The 16,837-nt window shown below is 54.8% G+C and carries 18 protein-coding genes; 11 read left to right on the top strand and 7 right to left on the bottom strand.

All coding sequences use genetic code 11. The annotated features are described in order from the left end of the window. Positions 1-564, top strand: coding sequence for a DedA family protein (locus ACWWFX_RS01805; protein ID WP_456145998.1), 564 nt, complete (start codon positions 1-3; stop codon positions 562-564). Here ACWWFX_RS01805 and mdtQ read toward each other — a convergent pair. Further along, positions 559-1,998, bottom strand: coding sequence for a multidrug resistance outer membrane protein MdtQ (mdtQ, locus tag ACWWFX_RS01800; RefSeq protein WP_473223053.1), 1,440 nt, complete (start codon positions 1,996-1,998; stop codon positions 559-561). The genes ACWWFX_RS01805 and mdtQ overlap by 6 nt on opposite strands. A 259-nt stretch (positions 1,999-2,257) precedes the next feature. Between mdtQ and ACWWFX_RS01795 the strand changes: the two genes are divergently transcribed. After that, entirely contained in the window at positions 2,258-2,989 is a 732-nt protein-coding gene (locus tag ACWWFX_RS01795) for a class I SAM-dependent methyltransferase (RefSeq protein ID WP_276219844.1), read from the top strand. Here ACWWFX_RS01795 and dusC read toward each other — a convergent pair. From dusC to mhbT, 6 genes are all read right to left on the bottom strand, one after another. After that, positions 2,986-3,921 carry a tRNA dihydrouridine(16) synthase DusC gene (gene dusC, locus ACWWFX_RS01790; RefSeq protein WP_276219843.1) on the bottom strand — a complete coding sequence of 312 codons (936 nt, stop codon included), beginning with the start codon at positions 3,919-3,921 and terminating at the stop codon, positions 2,986-2,988. The genes ACWWFX_RS01795 and dusC overlap by 4 nt on opposite strands. Before the next feature lie 62 nt (positions 3,922-3,983). Continuing rightward, on the bottom strand, positions 3,984-5,177 hold the full coding sequence (locus ACWWFX_RS01785) for a 3-hydroxybenzoate 6-monooxygenase (protein ID WP_276219842.1): 1,194 nt from the start codon (positions 5,175-5,177) through the stop codon (positions 3,984-3,986). 14 nt (positions 5,178-5,191) lie between these two features. Then, positions 5,192-5,836 carry a maleylacetoacetate isomerase gene (gene maiA / locus ACWWFX_RS01780; RefSeq protein ID WP_473223052.1) on the bottom strand — a complete coding sequence of 215 codons (645 nt, stop codon included), beginning with the start codon at positions 5,834-5,836 and terminating at the stop codon, positions 5,192-5,194. A gap of 8 nt (positions 5,837-5,844) precedes the next feature. Beyond that, positions 5,845-6,546, bottom strand: coding sequence for a fumarylacetoacetate hydrolase family protein (locus tag ACWWFX_RS01775; protein WP_276219840.1), 702 nt, complete (start codon positions 6,544-6,546; stop codon positions 5,845-5,847). A gap of 14 nt (positions 6,547-6,560) precedes the next feature. Continuing rightward, entirely contained in the window at positions 6,561-7,598 is a 1,038-nt protein-coding gene (gene gtdA / locus ACWWFX_RS01770) for a gentisate 1,2-dioxygenase (RefSeq protein ID WP_473223051.1), read from the bottom strand. An 11-nt stretch (positions 7,599-7,609) separates the two neighbouring features. Continuing rightward, a complete protein-coding gene (mhbT, locus tag ACWWFX_RS01765) occupies positions 7,610-8,968 on the bottom strand; it encodes a 3-hydroxybenzoate transporter MhbT (RefSeq protein ID WP_276219838.1) in 1,359 nt (452 codons plus the stop codon). Positions 8,969-9,093: 125 nt separating this feature from the next. Between mhbT and ACWWFX_RS01760 the strand changes: the two genes are divergently transcribed. The 9 genes from ACWWFX_RS01760 to preA all read left to right on the top strand — a co-directional run bounded on the left by ACWWFX_RS01760 (position 9,094) and on the right by preA (position 16,833). Continuing rightward, positions 9,094-10,017, top strand: a complete 924-nt coding sequence (locus tag ACWWFX_RS01760) for a LysR substrate-binding domain-containing protein (protein WP_015963745.1) — start codon at positions 9,094-9,096, stop codon at positions 10,015-10,017. 105 nt (positions 10,018-10,122) lie between these two features. Then, on the top strand, positions 10,123-10,521 hold the full coding sequence (locus tag ACWWFX_RS01755; protein WP_149462463.1) for a CidA/LrgA family protein: 399 nt from the start codon (positions 10,123-10,125) through the stop codon (positions 10,519-10,521). Further along, entirely contained in the window at positions 10,518-11,213 is a 696-nt protein-coding gene (locus tag ACWWFX_RS01750) for a CidB/LrgB family autolysis modulator (RefSeq protein WP_149462464.1), read from the top strand. Before ACWWFX_RS01755 ends, ACWWFX_RS01750 begins: the two co-directional genes overlap by 4 nt. Before the next feature lie 126 nt (positions 11,214-11,339). After that, positions 11,340-12,224, top strand: coding sequence for a cytidine deaminase (cdd, locus tag ACWWFX_RS01745; RefSeq protein ID WP_276219836.1), 885 nt, complete (start codon positions 11,340-11,342; stop codon positions 12,222-12,224). A gap of 122 nt (positions 12,225-12,346) precedes the next feature. Continuing rightward, a complete protein-coding gene (gene sanA / locus ACWWFX_RS01740; protein WP_015963741.1) occupies positions 12,347-13,057 on the top strand; it encodes an outer membrane permeability protein SanA in 711 nt (236 codons plus the stop codon). A gap of 121 nt (positions 13,058-13,178) precedes the next feature. After that, complete coding sequence (locus ACWWFX_RS01735) at positions 13,179-13,676, top strand: hypothetical protein (protein WP_473223050.1); 498 nt, start codon at positions 13,179-13,181, stop codon at positions 13,674-13,676. After that, positions 13,673-14,131, top strand: a complete 459-nt coding sequence (locus ACWWFX_RS01730) for a helix-turn-helix transcriptional regulator (RefSeq protein ID WP_473223049.1) — start codon at positions 13,673-13,675, stop codon at positions 14,129-14,131. Before ACWWFX_RS01735 ends, ACWWFX_RS01730 begins: the two co-directional genes overlap by 4 nt. A 231-nt stretch (positions 14,132-14,362) precedes the next feature. Continuing rightward, positions 14,363-15,604 carry an NAD(P)-dependent oxidoreductase gene (locus ACWWFX_RS01725; protein ID WP_473223048.1) on the top strand — a complete coding sequence of 414 codons (1,242 nt, stop codon included), beginning with the start codon at positions 14,363-14,365 and terminating at the stop codon, positions 15,602-15,604. Continuing rightward, positions 15,598-16,833, top strand: a complete 1,236-nt coding sequence (gene preA / locus ACWWFX_RS01720) for an NAD-dependent dihydropyrimidine dehydrogenase subunit PreA (RefSeq protein WP_473223047.1) — start codon at positions 15,598-15,600, stop codon at positions 16,831-16,833. The genes ACWWFX_RS01725 and preA overlap by 7 nt, the downstream gene beginning before the upstream one ends. The last annotated feature ends 4 nt before the right edge of the window (positions 16,834-16,837 follow it).

The following is a 16,837-nucleotide window of genomic DNA, read 5'->3' as shown; positions in this document are numbered from 1 at the left end:
ATGGATATACCGGCTCTGATTTCACAATATGGTTATGCCGTGCTGGTGCTGGGCAGTATGGCGGAAGGCGAAACGGTGACGCTGCTGGGCGGCGTGGCGGCGCATCAGGGGTTACTGCGTTTCCCGCTGGTGGTGGTTTCCGTCGCGCTCGGCGGGATGATTGGCGATCAGGTGCTCTATTTACTGGGCCGCCACTTTGGCGGACGCATGCTGAAGCGCTACTCGCGTCAGCACAGCAAAATCCGCAAAGCGCAACGGCTGATCCAGCGTCATCCCTACCTCTTCGTCATTGGCAGCCGCTTTATGTATGGCTTTCGTATTATCGGCCCGCTACTGATTGGTGCCAGCCGTATACCACCGAAACTCTTTCTGCCGCTCAATATTTTTGGCGCGCTGCTGTGGGCGCTGATCTTCACCACCCTCGGCTATGTGGGCGGTGAAGTGATTGCGCCGTGGCTGCACGACCTCGATACTCATTTGAAACACTGGATCTGGGTTATCCTGGCCGTCGCCATCGTGCTGGCGTTACGCTGGTGGTTTAAACGCCGCACGGATAAATCATAACGCCTGATACCCGCCGCCGAGCGCAGAAGTCAGCTGGATGGAGGCATCCAGCCATTCGCCCTGCAACTTCAGAGCATTAATCTGCTCATGCAGCGCCGGCAGCTTCGCGTGGCTGTACTGCGCGTTGGAAATAATCCCCACCTTCAGCCGCGCCTGCGCAAGCGCCGCCACGCGTCCGGCATCACGTTGCACATTAGTTTGCTGCTGGTTTTTCGCGGCCAACGTTTCCATCTGGCTGGCGCACTTCGCCACCTGGTTAACGGCATCAACCACCGCTTTGTTGTAACGGGCAATGGAGTAATTATTTTCCGCGCTGGCGATATCCAGATTCGCGTTTAATCTGCCGCTGTCAAAGATGGGCAGCGTTAACCCTGCCGTGACGCCCATCTGCTGTGCGGAGTGGCGGAACAGATCGCTCAGGTGCAGAGCGTCCTGTTGCAGGAACGCCATGATGTTGATATCCGGGTAAAACGCCGCTTTCGCCGCATCGACATCGCTCAGGGTGGATTCCACCAGCCAGCGCGCTTCCTGTAAGTCCGGGCGACGTGCGAGCAGCTCAAAGCCCAGTTGCGCCGGCAATTGTGTCGCCACCGTGGGTAACGCCACCGTCTTCAACGGCAACGTCGTTGATTGCGCGTTGGTGAGCGCCATCAACCGCGCTTCAATCTCTTTCAGATCCCCGTCGATATCCGCCAGTTGCTGCCCGGTTTTACCGACGTTAATATCATTTTCAACGCCTTCCACCGAGTCGGTAATGCCCGCCTGATAGAGTTTTTTATCCACCGACACAATCAGATTTTGTTCATTCTGAATCTGTTCAAGCTGCTGGCGAATCGCCGATTCCGTTTGCCACTGCCAGTATAGCCGCGCCACGCTGCTCGCCAGCAGTTGGCGAGTTTGCGCCATCTCGGCAATATCGGCTTTCACTTTGCCAATTCGCGCGCTCACCTGCGCGGCATCTTTTCCCCACAAATCGATATTCCAGCCCGCCGTTAAGCCGAAGGTGCCGTTGGTATACCACGGGCCCGTGGTACCCGCAGCCGGATCGTCAAAAGCAAACGGCCCCATCAGCCCCTCCGCTGACATTTTTTGGCGTTCCAGGTCAGCGGAGAAATTCACCTGCGGTCCACCGTTCGCTTCGGCCAGTTTGGCCTGCGCTTCCGCAAGTTTGATACGCTGCTGCGCGACGGCCATATCCGGCGCATCGCGCAGCGCACGTTCAATCAGCGCGTTAAGCTGCGGGTCGTGGTAATCGTGCCACCAGGTGGATTGCGGCCAGCCGTTTTTCAGCGCCACGGGCAGCGACGAATCAATATGCGAAACGGGCAGCGTTTTTGCCAGACGCGCCTCGGTTTCATGAGATGGCGCGCAGGCGCAAAGCGTAAATATAATCGGTAAGCTTAATACCGCGAGCGTTCTGACAGAATGTTTCATGGAATTTGCGAGCGTCTGAAAAGAGGCGCAAATAATAGAGAAAATCAGGCGCTTTGCTTTAGTAACCCGTGTGGAAGAATAATCAGGAGAAAGTGATCACATCGCGTTATTTATGCATCTTATAAATACGTTAATCATGTTTTGAAATACCTTTACTGCTATTTTTTGATTCAGATCGAATTAAAGCGCGCGACTTAATATAATTTAACCGCAAACGTTGGCATAATTATTTATTACGTGAATGAATTAGAGGTTATTGATGACACAAAATATTTATGACGATCCGCACTTTTTTGCCGGTTACGCTACGCTGGAACGCTCGGTAAAAGGGTTAGACGGCGCACCGGAGTGGCCGAGTATTCAAACAATGCTGCCTGAAATTCAGGGCAAGAAGGTTGTTGATTTAGGCTGCGGCTACGGCTGGTTTTGCCGCTGGGCGCGCGATAACGGCGCTGCGAATGTGCTGGGGCTGGATGTTTCGCAGAAAATGCTCGCGAAAGCGCAGGAGATGACGTCCGGTCAACACATTACCTATCAGCGTGCTGACCTTGAAACGCTTGTTCTGCCAGCCAGCACCTTCGACCTGGCCTACAGTTCACTGGCGCTGCACTATCTAACGGATATTGACCGCTTATTCCGCACATTGCATCAGACCTTAAAGCCCGGCGGCAAACTGGTTTTCTCCGCCGAGCATCCTGTTTATACCGCGCCAGCGAATCAACAATGGGTAGTGGATAATCAGGGAAACAAGCACTGGCCGGTCAGCCAGTATCAGCAGGAAGGCGAGCGCATCAGCAACTGGTTTGCCGATGGCGTTAAGAAGCAGCACCGCAAACTCGCCACCTGGATTAATGCGTTAATTGCCGCAGGTTTCATCATTGAAGCGCTGGATGAATGGGGGCCGACGGCTGAGCAAATCGCCGCAAACCCGGCGCTGGACGAAGAGAAAGAGCGCCCGATGATTTTTATTCTGAGTGCCCGAAAAGCTTAACGCCAGCGCAGGATTTCGCGCGCCACCGAGGCGGAGTCCTGCAACGCCCGCACCGCCATAAACAGTTCTGTGGCTTCCTCGTACTCTTTACGCAGATAGCCCAACCACTGCTTGATGCGCGCCAGATGATACAGCCCGGTGTCGTCCTGTTTTTCCAGCAAACAATATTTTTGCAGCAGACGCACCACCTCCGGCCAGGGCATTCGCGGTTCGTTATACTTAATGACCCGGCTCAGGTTCGGCACGTTCAGCGCCCCACGGCCAATCATTATCGCGTCACATCCGGTCACCGCCAGGCATTGTTGCGCGCTCTCCCAGTCCCAGATTTCGCCGTTGGCGATTACCGGAATAGTCAGGCGCTGGCGAATGTCAGCAATGGCCTGCCAGTTAATACGCTCAGCCTTGTAGCCATCTTCTTTGGTACGACCGTGCACAACCAGCTCGGTTGCGCCCGCCTGCTGTACCGCATCGGCGATTTCGAACTGGCGCGCGCCGCTGTCCCAGCCCAGCCGCACTTTGACGGTAACGGGGAGATCCTCTGGCACCGCTTCACGCATCGCTTTCGCGCCGCGATAGATAAGCTCGGGATCTTTCAGCAACGTCGCCCCGCCGCCGCTGCCGTTAACCATTTTGGACGGGCAACCGCAGTTGAGGTCCACGCCCCATGAACCGAGCTCCACCGCGCGGGCGGCGTTTTCGGCCAGCCATTCGGGATACTGGCCCAGAAGCTGGATGCGCACCAGCGTGCCGCTCGAGGTGCGGCTGTGGTTACTCAGTTCCGGGCACAGTTTATGGAAAGATTTTACCGGCAGCAGTTTATCCACCACGCGCAGAAATTCGGTGACGCAGAGATCGTAATCATTCACTTCGGTCAGCAGCTCACGCACCAGCGAATCGAGCACGCCTTCCATCGGCGCCAGTAAAACACGCATATTGATACCCGGTAAAAAAAGAGGCGCTATGTTAGCGCCTCTTTTCATCGGTTAAAAGCCTGTTAGCGGGGTTCGAGGCAGTTATCTTCTTTCCAGCCGTAGAGCCACTCCATCGCGCGATAGAACTCGGCCTGGGTTTTGCCTTTCCACAACAGGTTTCGCACGTGACGCTCGACGCCTGCGGCGTGATAAATGCGCCCCATTTCACGGGTCGACCAGACAATGCGCGCGGTGCGCGGAATACGTACAGACTCATACAGCGCGAACGCTTCTGCCGCATCGCCGTCGCATTGCGCCAGCGCTTTGCCGATGGTGACCGCATCTTCCAGCGCCATGCACGCCCCTTGCGCCATATACTGCGCTACCGGGTGTGCCGCGTCGCCCACTAACGTAATGCGATCGTTACCCCATTTTTCCACTGGCTCACGATCGGCGGTGGACCAGCGACGCCAGGACGTTGGCTTGTCGAGCATCTGGCGCGGACGCGGGTGAATACCTTTAAAGTAAGAGAGCACCTCTTCTTTACTGCCGTCCTTCACGCCCCACTCTTCCGTTTCGCGGCTATGGAACGTCACCACCAGGTTGTACTGTTTTCCGCCGCGCAGCGGATAATGCACCAGGTGACAATGCGGGCCTGCCCACAGCACCGGGGCGTTGATGCGCAGATCGTCCGGCATATCGTTGCAGTCAATCACTGCTCGATACACCACATGTCCGGTAACGCGTGGCGTATCCTGCAGCAGGCTCTGACGCACCACGGATTTCACGCCGTCGCAGCCAATCAGAATATCTGCCGTCCAGCTATTACCTTTGTCATCAAACACGGTGACATCATGGTCGGTCTGGCGGATATCCACCACGTGCGTTGAGGTGCGATATTCCACGCACGGATGCACCATCGCCGCTTCCCACACCGTCGCATGAATATCCACACGGTGAATAACCGCATACGGGCCGCCAAAGTGGTCGCGGAACGCCTGCCCGGTTTCGATATGCACCACTTCTTCGCCGTTCACCGCGTCCATCATGGTGATATGGTCGGTAAACACCGCGCGCTGGCGGGCAACGTCGCCTACGCCCAGGCTATCCAGCGCCGAAAACGCATTCGGACCAAGCTGAATGCCCGCGCCGATTTCACCAATTTCATGCGCTCTTTCCAGTAGCATCACTTTGATACCCTGACGCGCCAGAGACAACGCGGTCGCCGCGCCGCCAATCCCGCCACCGACAATAATTGCACTCGTCACTTTTGCCATGATAACTCTCCTTATTATGCCGGGATTTTGTCCTGTTGGTTCTCGGGTGCGGCAGCGACGAACGCTGGCAGCGCGGAACAGGCTTCATACACGGCTTTACAGCGGGGATACCCGCTAAGATCGCAACCCATACGTAACGCATTGGCCCACTGCGGCACTAAGCAGCAATCGGCCAGCGTCGGCGTATCGCCCACGCAGAATTGCCCCGACTGGCTGTGGCGCAGCAGTTGCTCCACCGCACTCAGCCCCTGCTGGACCCAGTGCGCATACCAGCGTTTTTTGTCCTCTTCGCTGACCTTCAGCTCATCGCTCAGGTAGCGCAGGACGCGCATGTTGTTAATGGGGTGGATATCGCAACAAATGGCATAGACGATTTCCAGAATCCGCATCCGCGCAGGATCGTTCTGCGGCAGCAGCGGAGCTTGCGGGAAATGGCGGTCCAGCCAGTCAATAATCGCCAGTGATTGCCCCAGCGATTCGCCATCGTCCGTCACCAGTGCGGGTACCAACCCAACCGGGTTCATCCTGCGGTACTCCAGCGCGTTTTGCTGGCCGATACGAATATTGACGCCGACGGTGTCATAATCGATTCCCTTGAGTGCCATCGCGATGCGCACCCGATAGGAGGCCGAGCTATTGAAAAAACTGTACAGCTTCATCCGTCACCTCAAACAATCTTCACGGCGATAGGCGTTAAACCATCCACGTTGCCGGTAATCGTGTCGCCCTTCACTACTGCCCCAACGCCTTCCGGCGTGCCGGTGAAAATCAGGTCGCCCGGTTGCAGCTCGAAGAAGCCCGACAGATAGCTGATGGTTTCATTCACTGACCAGATAAGATGTTTAATGTCGCTGCGCTGGTGATCTTCCCCGTTGACCTGTAACCAGATGGGCGCGTTATCGACGCCGGAAACGTCAGCGGCTTTATGCAGCGGCGAAATGGGTGCGGAGTTATCGAACGCTTTACCGATTTCCCACGGGCGGCCCATCTGGCGCATCTCCATCTGACGGTCGCGGCGCGTCATATCCAGGCCGGTCGCATAACCCCAGACGTATTCATGGGCATTTTCCAGCGGAATATCACTGCCTTTTTTGCCAATCGCCACTACCAGCTCAATTTCATAGTGATAGTTATCGGTCTGCGCCGGATATGCCAGATTCAACGTTTCGCCTGCGGCAACCGGAACAACCGCATCAGCGGGTTTGCAGAAGAAGAATGGCGGTTCGCGGTCCGGATCGAAGCCCATTTCGCGGGCATGGGCGGCGTAGTTACGGCCTACGCAATAGACGCGGCGGACCGGGAACTGTTCCTCGCTACCAACAACCGGGATCGCAACGGGGGCCTGGGGTTCAAAAACATATTTGCTCATTATTCTTCTCCTGATTAGTAGCGTGCTTCGCGGAACAGGCCCAGCGCTTCCTGAACGGGGCGGTCCGAGAAACTGAATAACACGGTCTCGTCCTGCGCATCGAACGACACGCTGTGCCAGGTTGGCACGACAAAGACATCTTTCTCTTTAAAGCTGAACACCAGATCGCCAACCGTGACCTGGCCACTGCCTTCCACCACGTGATAAATCGTGCTGTCAGTGGTGCGCGCCTGGCGGGAGCGGAATCCCTTCGGCAACAGTTGCAGGAATGCGCCCATTGATGGCATCGGGTAGCCGCCGGTTACCGGGTTGACATAGCGCATTTTGTAACCATCCCATTCATCGGCATCACCCAGCCGAGTGAGGTCGTGCAGCGCTTCGCGGCTGCGGTCATAGCGATAGTTGAAAATCGGTGATGAGTTACCGGTTTGATGGCGCAACGGCAGCATATTGGCAGCGTAGCGCGGCAGATAATCCCCCTCTTTACGGGTGACCGGCTGCTGATCTTCCGGGTAATCCTCGGCAAAACCGCAGCCAAGGTAGTTCACCAGCGGCAAGTCCAGACCATCCAGCCAGATAACCGGTTCATCCCCCGGGTTACCGTGGTCGTGCCAGCGCCATTGCGGGGTGAGGATAAAATCGCCCGGATGCATCTGGGTGCGCTCGCCATCGACGGCGGTAAACGCGCCTTTGCCTTCCACAATAAAGCGCAGTGCCGACTGGTTGTGGCGATGACTTGGGGCTACTTCACCCGGCATAATCAGCTGTAAACCGGCGTACAGCGATGAGGTAATGGAAGACTGTCCGCGTAGGGCCGGGTTTTCCAGCACCAGCACGCGGCGTATCGCCTCTTTCGCGCCAATCAGGGAACCGCTTTCCAGCAGCAGCGGGCGAATTTCCTGGTAGCTCCAGTGGGCAGGCGCGCAGGTCGGATTTGGTGTTTGCGGCACCAGGTGATGCAGCGATTCCCACAGCGGCGTCAGGTTCTGCCCGGAAATATGCTGGTAGTATTGTTGGCGTTCATTTTTGACGTCCGGATTCATCTGGCTCATTGTTATTCTCCTTATTTATTCGCCACGCCCGCGGCAGGCAGCGTGTTGGGTACCGTTGTCGTCCGGCGAACAGCCAGGGTGAGTAGCGTCAACATGATGGCGCTAATGGCTGCCGGGACGGCAATCACGTAAAAAAGAGTGTCGAAAGAGAAGTTCATCGCCATCATCACCCCGCCGGAAAGCGAGCCGACAATCGCGCCGCAGCGCCCTACCGCGTTAGACCAGCTCACGCCTGTCGCGCGGCTTTGGGTTGGGTAAAGCATGGCGGTTAAGGCATTCAGGCCAACCTGCGAACCGCTGATGCCAATCCCGGTGCCGAAAATCGCCAGCGCCATCAGCCAGAGGCCGTTTTCGCTCAGGCCAATCATCACGATGCATACCGCACCCAGCGCGTAACTCACCGCCAGCACCCGGAAGGGGTTGAATTTGTCCATTAATACGCCGAGCAGAATTGCGCCCATCGTGCCGCCAATCTGGAACGCCGCCGTCACCCATGACGCATGTTGCAGGTCGATGCCACGATGGTTAAGCAGCGTCGGCATCCAGCTTGAGAGCAGATAGATAATCAGCAGGCTCATAAAGAACACCACCCATAGCATCAGCGTGATAGCGAGCTGACGTCCGGCGAAAAGCTGGCCAATGCTGCCTTTGTGCACCGAGGTCGGCTCATCGAGCCAGAAAGTGGTGTCGTCATAGCGCGCGTTGGTCATCTCGCCGACCAGCCGCGCGATGTGCGCCTGAGGCCGCTGACGACGCACCATCCAGCGAGGAGATTCCGGCAGCGCAACCAGTAAGTAGAAAAACAGGATCATCGGTAGCACGCCGCCAAGCACCAGAATGCCCGCCCAGCCGATCATACCCACCAGCTGTGCGCTGACGATCCCGCCAAAGGCGGAGCCAAGGGTAAAGCCGCAGAACATCAGGGTCACCAGCGCGCCACGACGGCGTGTTGGCAGATATTCGGAGGTCATGGTGATGGTATTGGGCATTGCGCCGCCTAATCCCAGCCCGGTTAAGAAGCGCAGGATAACCAGCGTTTCCAGATCCGGCGAAAAGGCGGAGAGCAGGCTGAGGATGCCGAAAAACGCCACGCACCATTCAATGACGCGCTTACGGCCAAAACGATCGGAAAGTGGCCCGCAAAGCAGCGCCCCGGCGGTGAGGCCGAGCAGGCCAGCACCAAATAGCGGGGCCAGTTCTGCCGCCGTCAACTGCCAGTGTGCGCGGATATCGGGGGCAATAAACCCGATCGCCGCCGTGTCGAATCCATCCATCATCACCACCAGAAAACAGCAGATAATGACACGCCACTGGAGCGCGCCGATGGGGGCTGCATCAATCAGAGCTTGTAGTTCACGTCGTTGAGTCATGGTAAATGCCTCAGGTGTGTAGGGTAGATGTTGTATTTGTTGTTTGTATGTAGCAAGTTTGTGGTAATTGAAATGAGTTGTACAATGGCTTTCCGTGCAGAGTCATAACCTGGAGGTTATTGCTGATGGCAAACTGGACGCAAAAACTGAAGCTTCATCACCTGCAAATGCTGGTCGCGCTGGGCGAGCAGTGCAATCTGACCCAGGTGGCGAAAAAGATGCACATCACGCAACCCGCCCTTTCCAAGTGGCTGACACAGTTCGAGGAAGAGGTCGGGATCACACTTTTCGAGCGTCACAGCAAAGGCTTACGCCCTTCTGAAGGGGGAAAACTACTGCTTGCGCACGCGCAACGCTTAATCAACGATCTCGAACGTTCGCAGTTTGAGATGGAACGTTTCAAACAGGGCGGCCTGGTCGGCAGCCTGAAAATCGGCTGCTCTCCGGTAGCGACCGATTGCGTCTCGCAGGCGATCTTTCCGCTGCTCAAAGAGATGCCTTCCCTGCATCTGAACATCGAAGAAAAGGTAATGACGCCGCTGCTGCATGATTTGCAGTCAGGCGTGGTGGATGTGGTGGTCGGACGTATCGGTGGGCGAGCGCTGGAGCTGCCGTTGAATTATCAGGTGCTCTATACGGAACCCGTTTGCTTTGTTGCCCGCACCGATCACCCTCTCGCGGCTTACGACCGATTGAGCTGGAAGGATCTGGAACCCTGGCGCTGGATAGTCTGGCCCACCGGCACGCCCATCCGCCAGAGTATTGATAACGCCCTTGTTGATAACGGCGTGATGCTGCCGGAAAACACCATTGAATCTGCCTCAATGAACGTCAGCGTGAACCTGCTGCAAAGCAGCGATATGATTTCGATTCTTTCTTTACGGCTGGCAGAACGCTACGCCCAACAAGGGCAGCTCACGATTCTGGCGTTGCCAAAGATTGAGCAGAAAGGCAGCGTCGGCGTATTCTGGAGAAAAAACGATCAGCCCTCGCAGGCCCTGAGTCGCTTTCTTTATCATTTATCACATCCGCTTCAGTCAGATGCCTGATGTTCCGCTTGTCTATGTCAGGTATGCTCACAATTCATGATGTGATCAGTAGCACATTTCTGGCTTTAATTGTATGATGAATGCGTTCCATCAAGGGTAACCAACATGAGCAAATCGCTGAATATTATCTGGCAATACCTGCGTGCTTTCGTCCTGATATATGCCTGTTTGTATGCGGGAATTTTTATCGCCTCGCTGCTACCGATCACCATCCCCGGCAGTATTATCGGGATGCTGATTATGTTCGTTTTACTGGCACTGCAAATCCTGCCGTCGAAGTGGGTTTTGCCGGGCTGCTACATTCTCATCCGCTATATGGCGCTGCTGTTCGTGCCTATCGGCGTTGGCGTTATGCAATATTACGACCTGCTCAGCGCCCAGTTCGGCCCTATCGTCGTCTCCTGCGCGGTCAGTACGCTCGTCGTCTTCCTGGTGGTGAGCTGGAGTTCGCACATTATCCATGGTGAACGCAAAGTAGTTGGTCAAAAAGGAACTGACGAATGATGCACTATATCTGGTGGTCGTTGCCGCTGACGCTGGTGGTCTTTTTTGCCGCGCGCTGGCTGGCTGCACGGGTTAAATTTCCGCTGCTCAATCCGCTGTTAGTGGCGATGGTGGTGATTATTCCCATCCTCCTGCTGACCGGCACGCCTTACGATCACTATTTCCAGGGCAGCAAAGTGCTTAACGATCTGCTGCAACCCGCCGTCGTGGCCCTCGCCTTTCCGCTGTATGAACAGCTGCACCAAATCCGCGCGCGCTGGAAATCAATTATCACTATCTGCTTTTTCGGCAGCGTAGTGGCGATGGTTACCGGTACCTCAGTGGCGCTGCTGATGGGCGCATCGCCCGAAATTGCCGCCTCTATTTTACCGAAATCGGTCACGACACCGATCGCGATGGCGGTCGGCGGCAGTATTGGCGGTATTCCAGCCATTAGCGCCGTCTGCGTGATTTTCGTCGGGATTCTGGGCGCGGTATTTGGCCATACTCTGCTGAACCTGATGCGCATTAATACCAAAGCCGCGCGTGGCCTGGCGATGGGAACAGCGTCGCACGCCCTGGGTACCGCTCGCTGTGCGGAAGTGGATTATCAGGAAGGCGCATTCAGTTCGCTGGCGCTGGTACTGTGCGGGATTATTACCTCGCTCGTGGCCCCGTTCCTGTTCCCGATAATTCTCTCTGTCGTCGGCTAAAATGCGACAGGTCACACATTTTGCAAAACGCTTGCATACGTTGCATAAATAATGAGATTTAGATCACTCATTTAAGCGTAATCGGCACGTACACTGTTTACCCTTACACTGTTACGAGGCAACGCCATGCACCCACGTTTTCAATCTGCTTTTTCGCAACTGCCTGCGGACCTGCAAACAGCCATCGCCCCCGTGCTGGCTGATGCGCACTTCTCCGCGATGCTGAGCGCCGGGCAGGTCTCATCGCTGCGTAATGCGACAGGACTGGACGAAGACGCGCTGGCTTTCGCGCTTCTGCCGCTGGCTGCCGCCTGCGCGCGCGCCGACCTTTCCCACTTCAACGTTGGCGCCATTGCGCGCGGCGTAAGCGGAACCTGGTACTTCGGCGGCAATATGGAATTTTTGGGCGCGACCATGCAGCAAACCGTCCATGCCGAACAAAGCGCTATCAGCCACGCCTGGCTGCGCGGTGAAAAAGCTCTCGCTGCGATCACCGTCAACTACACCCCTTGCGGCCACTGCCGTCAGTTTATGAATGAACTGAACAGCGGGCTGGCGCTGCGTATCAACCTGCCGGGCCGTGCGCCCCATACGCTGAAAGATTATTTGCCGGATGCGTTCGGGCCGAAAGATCTCGACATCAAAACGCTGCTGATGGATGAGCAGGACCACGGTTACCCGCTGCAAGGCGATGCGTTAACTCAGGCTGCCATTAAAGCCGCGAACAAAAGTCATACGCCATACAGCAAGTCGCCCTCCGGCGTGGCGCTGGAACTGGCCGACGGTACCATTTTTAGCGGGAGCTACGCTGAAAATGCTGCCTTCAACCCAACTCTACCGCCATTGCAGGGCGCACTGAATCTGTTAAGCCTGCATGGCTATGATTATCCTGCCATTACCCGTGCGATGCTTGCCGAACGCGCCGATGCGCCGCTCATCCAGTGGGATGCGACGGTAGCGACGCTGAAAGCGTTAGGCTGCCAGAACATCGACCGCGTCCTTCTCGGTTAATCTTTCAGTGCGGGCGAAAGCCCGCAACTGGCGAATTTCCCTGCAATTAACGCGCTGATTCTTGCTCTTAAGCGACGGGTAAAGTAGCCTGAAGACTCCTTTTCACCATCATTGAGCCTTTTATGTTGAAGCGCGTGTTTTACAGCCTGTTAGTCCTGCTCGGCCTGCTGCTGTTGACCGTGTTAGGTCTCGATCGCTGGATGAGCTGGAAAACCGCGCCGTATATCTACGACGATCTGCAGGATCTCCCTTACCGCCAGGTGGGTGTCGTATTAGGCACCGCCAAGTATTACCGCAAAGGCGTGATTAACCAGTATTACCGTTATCGCATTCAGGGCGCACTTAATGCTTATAACAGCGGCAAGGTGAACTATCTGCTGCTGAGCGGCGATAATGCGCTGCAAAGCTATAACGAGCCGATGACCATGCGCAAAGATTTCATTGCCGCCGGCGTCGACCCGGCGGATATCGTGCTCGACTACGCCGGTTTCCGTACGCTTGATTCCATCGTCCGTACGCGTAAAGTCTTCGATACCAACGATTTTATTATCATCACCCAACGCTTCCACTGCGAACGCGCGCTGTTTATCGCGCTGCATATGGGCATTCAGGCTCAGTGCTACGCTGTGCCATCGCCTAAAGATATGTGGAACGTTCGCCTGCGCGAATTTGGCGCGCGGTTTGGCGCACTGGCTGACCTGTATGTCTTCAAACGCGAACCCCGCTTTTTAGGCCCACTCATTCCGATTCCGACACAGCATGAAGTGCCGGAAGATGCGCAGGGGTATCCGGCTGTCACGCCAGAGCAATTGTTGAAATTGCAGAAGCCGTAATGTGTAGAATATTACGCATCACCTTCCAAACCGCCCGTTAACGAGTAAATATTTACGCATTAATTGCGAAATATGGCATTAATGCGTAAAATATCACTCATTATGTCACTCGGGAGTCATCATGGAGAATTTAACGATACAGGCGTTTTTGCAACGCGAGTGGGTCGACATTGCCCAGATCTCATTCCCCCGCAGTGATGAAAACAACTGGCGAATTACCGAGTTACACTATCAGTCAGACTATGCCATTGAGTATCTGGAGTGCGACGATAATCATGGCCGCAACACGGCATTTATGCGCTATCAGGGCGAAATAAAACTCGCCCCGATTTATGATTTTGCCCCAATGAAAGCTGACCCGAAAGGCATTCCACGCAGCACAAAATGGGCTCCCACGCTGGAAACCGGCGGTGAATACCATTTTCCCGCCATTGCGCAAGCGTTGGCCGATCTTGTTGAACCGGACACTTTACTGGCTGCGCTACAACATACCGCAAGACAACTTTATGGACTTGAAAATCGACTCAGACAACGCGGTGTGCCGGAACAAATCATGTCCATGCCATCGATTGGATTCAAATTTATTGCTGATAAATTACATCGCTGGGGTTTGCTATGACAGAAAAAGACAGAGACGGCGATATCAAAAAAACCATTGCCCGATTACGTGAGCAAAACCGACAACCCTATTCAACTTCAGGTGTAGCAGCACCGAGCCTACAGCCCCAGGAGGAAAAATTGCTGCGCACTCGCGTAACGGAGAATATTGAAAAAATAGATACCGCAGAGAGAAACGCGCTGATGAATGCAATCAGTTTGCAACTTCTCATGGGGAATATCACGCAGGGAGAAGCCCTGAAGCGCATGCGTATCAACCTGGTGGGAATGAAACAGGATGCTTATGCCCAGCTTGTTGGCGTATCACGTAAAACCATTTCCGATATTGAAAACAATAAAATAAATAATTCGATTGAAACACTCAATAAAGTATTCAAGCCCTTCGGCCTGCAATTAGGGCTAATCCCCACCTCGCCACAACGACTAATAAGCTTGTTGAATTCCGCAGAAAAATAAAAGCGAATATATTATTGCAAACAATAAGCAGTTATCATTTTGATAATGGTTATTGTTTGCAAGTTAGTATTTACTGCTATCCCCTGCAAACCATCACGTTATTTCCCCTGTGTGTGAATAGACTCACAGAATACGCTCATCCCCAGGCATAGCCTTGCTAACAGGTTATTTTCATTTTTTATAACGTTCTTTGCGTTCGCTTTAATTTACCTAATCATTAAGGAAGATTATATGTCGCAACAAGATTATCTGGATGAGCTAATTCCGGCCTTTACGCCATTGCTGGCGATAAAGGAGGCCTCGCGTTGTTTGTTATGCCACGATGCGCCTTGCAGCCAGGGGTGTCCAGCCCAAACGGACCCGGGTAAATTTATCCGCTCCATCTATTTCCGTAATTTTAAAGGCGCAGCCGAAACCATTCGTGAAAATAATGCGCTGGGTGCCGTATGCGCTCGTGTTTGCCCAACGGAGAAATTATGCCAGGCGGAATGTTCGCGTTCGGGGATCGATAAACCAATCGACATCGCCCGCCTGCAACGCTTTGTGACCGACTTTGAGCAACAAACGGGTATGCAGGTTTATCAACCGGGCAGCAAAACGCTCGGTAAAGTGGCGATTGTCGGGGCAGGCCCGGCGGGCTTACAGGCGAGCGTCACGCTCACTAATCTGGGCTATGACGTTACGCTCTTCGAAAAAGAGGCGCAGGCCGGTGGCTGGTTGCGCCACGGTATTCCGGAATTCCGTTTACCGCAGGCCGTGCTGGATAACGAAATCCAGTGCATCGCCGATATGGGCGTAACCATCAAATGCAACAGCGAAGTGGGTAAAGGCCTGACGCTGGAAGAGCTGAAAGCTCGCCACCGCGCGGTACTGTTGACCGTTGGTTTATCGCAGGGTTCTTCCCTCTCACTCTTTGATGATACTGAAGACGTTGAAATCGCCGTCGACTTTTTACAACGCGCCAGCCGCGCGAACGGTGAAATTGCCATTCCTCAAAGTGCATTGATTATCGGCGGCGGCGACGTGGCGATGGATGTCGCCACCACGCTGAAAATGCTGGGCTGCCCTTCTGTCACCTGCGTCGCGCGTGAAACGCTGGATGAATTCCCGGCAAGCGATAAAGAGTTTACCAGCGCTCAGGCACTGGGTGTTTCCATTATTGACGGGTTCACACCGATTGGCGTTGCCGGTCATTCGGTCACCTTCCAGCACGTTAGCTTACCGGGCGAACTGAAACTGCACGCCGAGAAAATCATTCTCGCCGTCGGCCAGCATGCGCAGTTTACCGCCTTTAATCATCTGAACGTGCAGCGTAATACAGTGGAAACAACAGATTATCAGACATCTGACCCGACGCTATTTGCTGCGGGCGATATTGTTCAGGGAGATAAAACGGTGGTTTATGCGGTGAAAACCGGGAAGGAAGCCGCACAGTCCATTCACCACTATTTAGAGGGAGCGTGCTCATGTTAACGAAAGATCTTTCTGTTACCTTTTGCGGCGTTAAATTTCCTAACCCGTTCTGCCTCTCTTCTTCACCGGTCGGCAACTGCTATGAAATGTGCGCCAAGGCGTATGATACCGGCTGGGGTGGTGTGGTGTTCAAAACCATCGGCTTCTTTATTGCCAATGAAGTTTCGCCACGTTTCGATCATTTAACCAAAGAGGATACCGGCTTTATCGGCTTCAAAAATATGGAGCAGATTGCCGAGCATCCGCTGGCGGAAAACCTGGAAGCCATTCGTCGGCTGAAAGAAGATTACCCCGATAAAGTGCTGATCGCCTCGATCATGGGGGAGAACGAACAGCAGTGGCAGGATCTGGCTCATCTGGTTGAGAAAGCCGGTGCCGATATGATCGAGTGTAACTTCTCCTGCCCGCAGATGACCTCTCATGCGATGGGTAGCGATGTCGGTCAAAGCCCGGAACTGGTGGAAAAATATTGCCGCGCGGTGAAACGCGGTTCTTCCCTGCCGATGCTGGCAAAAATGACGCCGAACATTGGTGATATGTGCGACGTGGCGCTGGCGGCAAAACGCGGCGGTGCGGACGGTATCGCGGCAATCAACACCGTGAAATCGATCACTAACATCGATCTGAATCGCAAAATCGGGATGCCGGTGGTCAACGGCAAATCGAGTATTTCCGGTTATTCCGGCAAAGCGGTGAAACCGATCGCTCTGCGCTTTATACAGCAAATGCGCATGCATCCTGAACTGCGCGATTTCCCGATCAGCGGTATCGGCGGGATAGAAACCTGGGAAGACGCAGCTGAGTTTTTACTCCTCGGCGCGGCCACGCTTCAGGTCACAACCGGCATCATGCAGTATGGCTATCGCATCGTAGAAGATATGAGCAGCGGCCTTTCGCACTACCTGGCCGATCAGGGCTTTGATTCGATCGATGAGATGTTAGGCCTGGCGAACACCAACATTGTTCCGGCGGAAGAACTGGATCGCAGCTATATCGTTTATCCGCATATTGATGAAGATAAATGTGTTGGCTGCGGGCGCTGCTATATTTCCTGCTACGACGGCGGCCACCAGGCAATGGAATGGAACGAAGAGACCCGTACGCCGCACTGTAACACCGAGAAGTGCGTTGGCTGCCTGCTCTGCGGACATGTTTGTCCGGTAGCGTGTATCAGCCTTGGACGCGTAGAGTTCAAGCCTGGCGAGAAAGAGCACGCCGTTTCACTTTAACCTC

It is taken from the genome of Pseudocitrobacter sp. 2023LY-00077 (assembly GCF_055796175.1).
This window is presented reverse-complemented; position numbering and strand designations above follow the sequence as displayed.

Coding starts and splice junctions, on each gene's coding strand:
- preA (WP_473223047.1), top strand. CDS start 15,598: ATGTTAACGAAAGATCTTTCTGTTACCTTTTGCGGCGTTAAATTTCCT.
- dusC (WP_276219843.1), bottom strand. CDS start 3,921: ATGCGTGTTTTACTGGCGCCGATGGAAGGCGTGCTCGATTCGCTGGTG.
- maiA (WP_473223052.1), bottom strand. CDS start 5,836: ATGAAGCTGTACAGTTTTTTCAATAGCTCGGCCTCCTATCGGGTGCGC.
- ACWWFX_RS01760 (WP_015963745.1), top strand. CDS start 9,094: ATGGCAAACTGGACGCAAAAACTGAAGCTTCATCACCTGCAAATGCTG.
- ACWWFX_RS01755 (WP_149462463.1), top strand. CDS start 10,123: ATGAGCAAATCGCTGAATATTATCTGGCAATACCTGCGTGCTTTCGTC.
- ACWWFX_RS01785 (WP_276219842.1), bottom strand. CDS start 5,177: ATGGCAAAAGTGACGAGTGCAATTATTGTCGGTGGCGGGATTGGCGGC.
- cdd (WP_276219836.1), top strand. CDS start 11,340: ATGCACCCACGTTTTCAATCTGCTTTTTCGCAACTGCCTGCGGACCTG.
- ACWWFX_RS01725 (WP_473223048.1), top strand. CDS start 14,363: ATGTCGCAACAAGATTATCTGGATGAGCTAATTCCGGCCTTTACGCCA.
- gtdA (WP_473223051.1), bottom strand. CDS start 7,598: ATGAGCCAGATGAATCCGGACGTCAAAAATGAACGCCAACAATACTAC.
- ACWWFX_RS01805 (WP_456145998.1), top strand. CDS start 1: ATGGATATACCGGCTCTGATTTCACAATATGGTTATGCCGTGCTGGTG.
- ACWWFX_RS01795 (WP_276219844.1), top strand. CDS start 2,258: ATGACACAAAATATTTATGACGATCCGCACTTTTTTGCCGGTTACGCT.
- sanA (WP_015963741.1), top strand. CDS start 12,347: ATGTTGAAGCGCGTGTTTTACAGCCTGTTAGTCCTGCTCGGCCTGCTG.
- ACWWFX_RS01735 (WP_473223050.1), top strand. CDS start 13,179: ATGGAGAATTTAACGATACAGGCGTTTTTGCAACGCGAGTGGGTCGAC.
- mhbT (WP_276219838.1), bottom strand. CDS start 8,968: ATGACTCAACGACGTGAACTACAAGCTCTGATTGATGCAGCCCCCATC.
- ACWWFX_RS01730 (WP_473223049.1), top strand. CDS start 13,673: ATGACAGAAAAAGACAGAGACGGCGATATCAAAAAAACCATTGCCCGA.
- ACWWFX_RS01750 (WP_149462464.1), top strand. CDS start 10,518: ATGATGCACTATATCTGGTGGTCGTTGCCGCTGACGCTGGTGGTCTTT.
- ACWWFX_RS01775 (WP_276219840.1), bottom strand. CDS start 6,546: ATGAGCAAATATGTTTTTGAACCCCAGGCCCCCGTTGCGATCCCGGTT.
- mdtQ (WP_473223053.1), bottom strand. CDS start 1,998: ATGAAACATTCTGTCAGAACGCTCGCGGTATTAAGCTTACCGATTATA.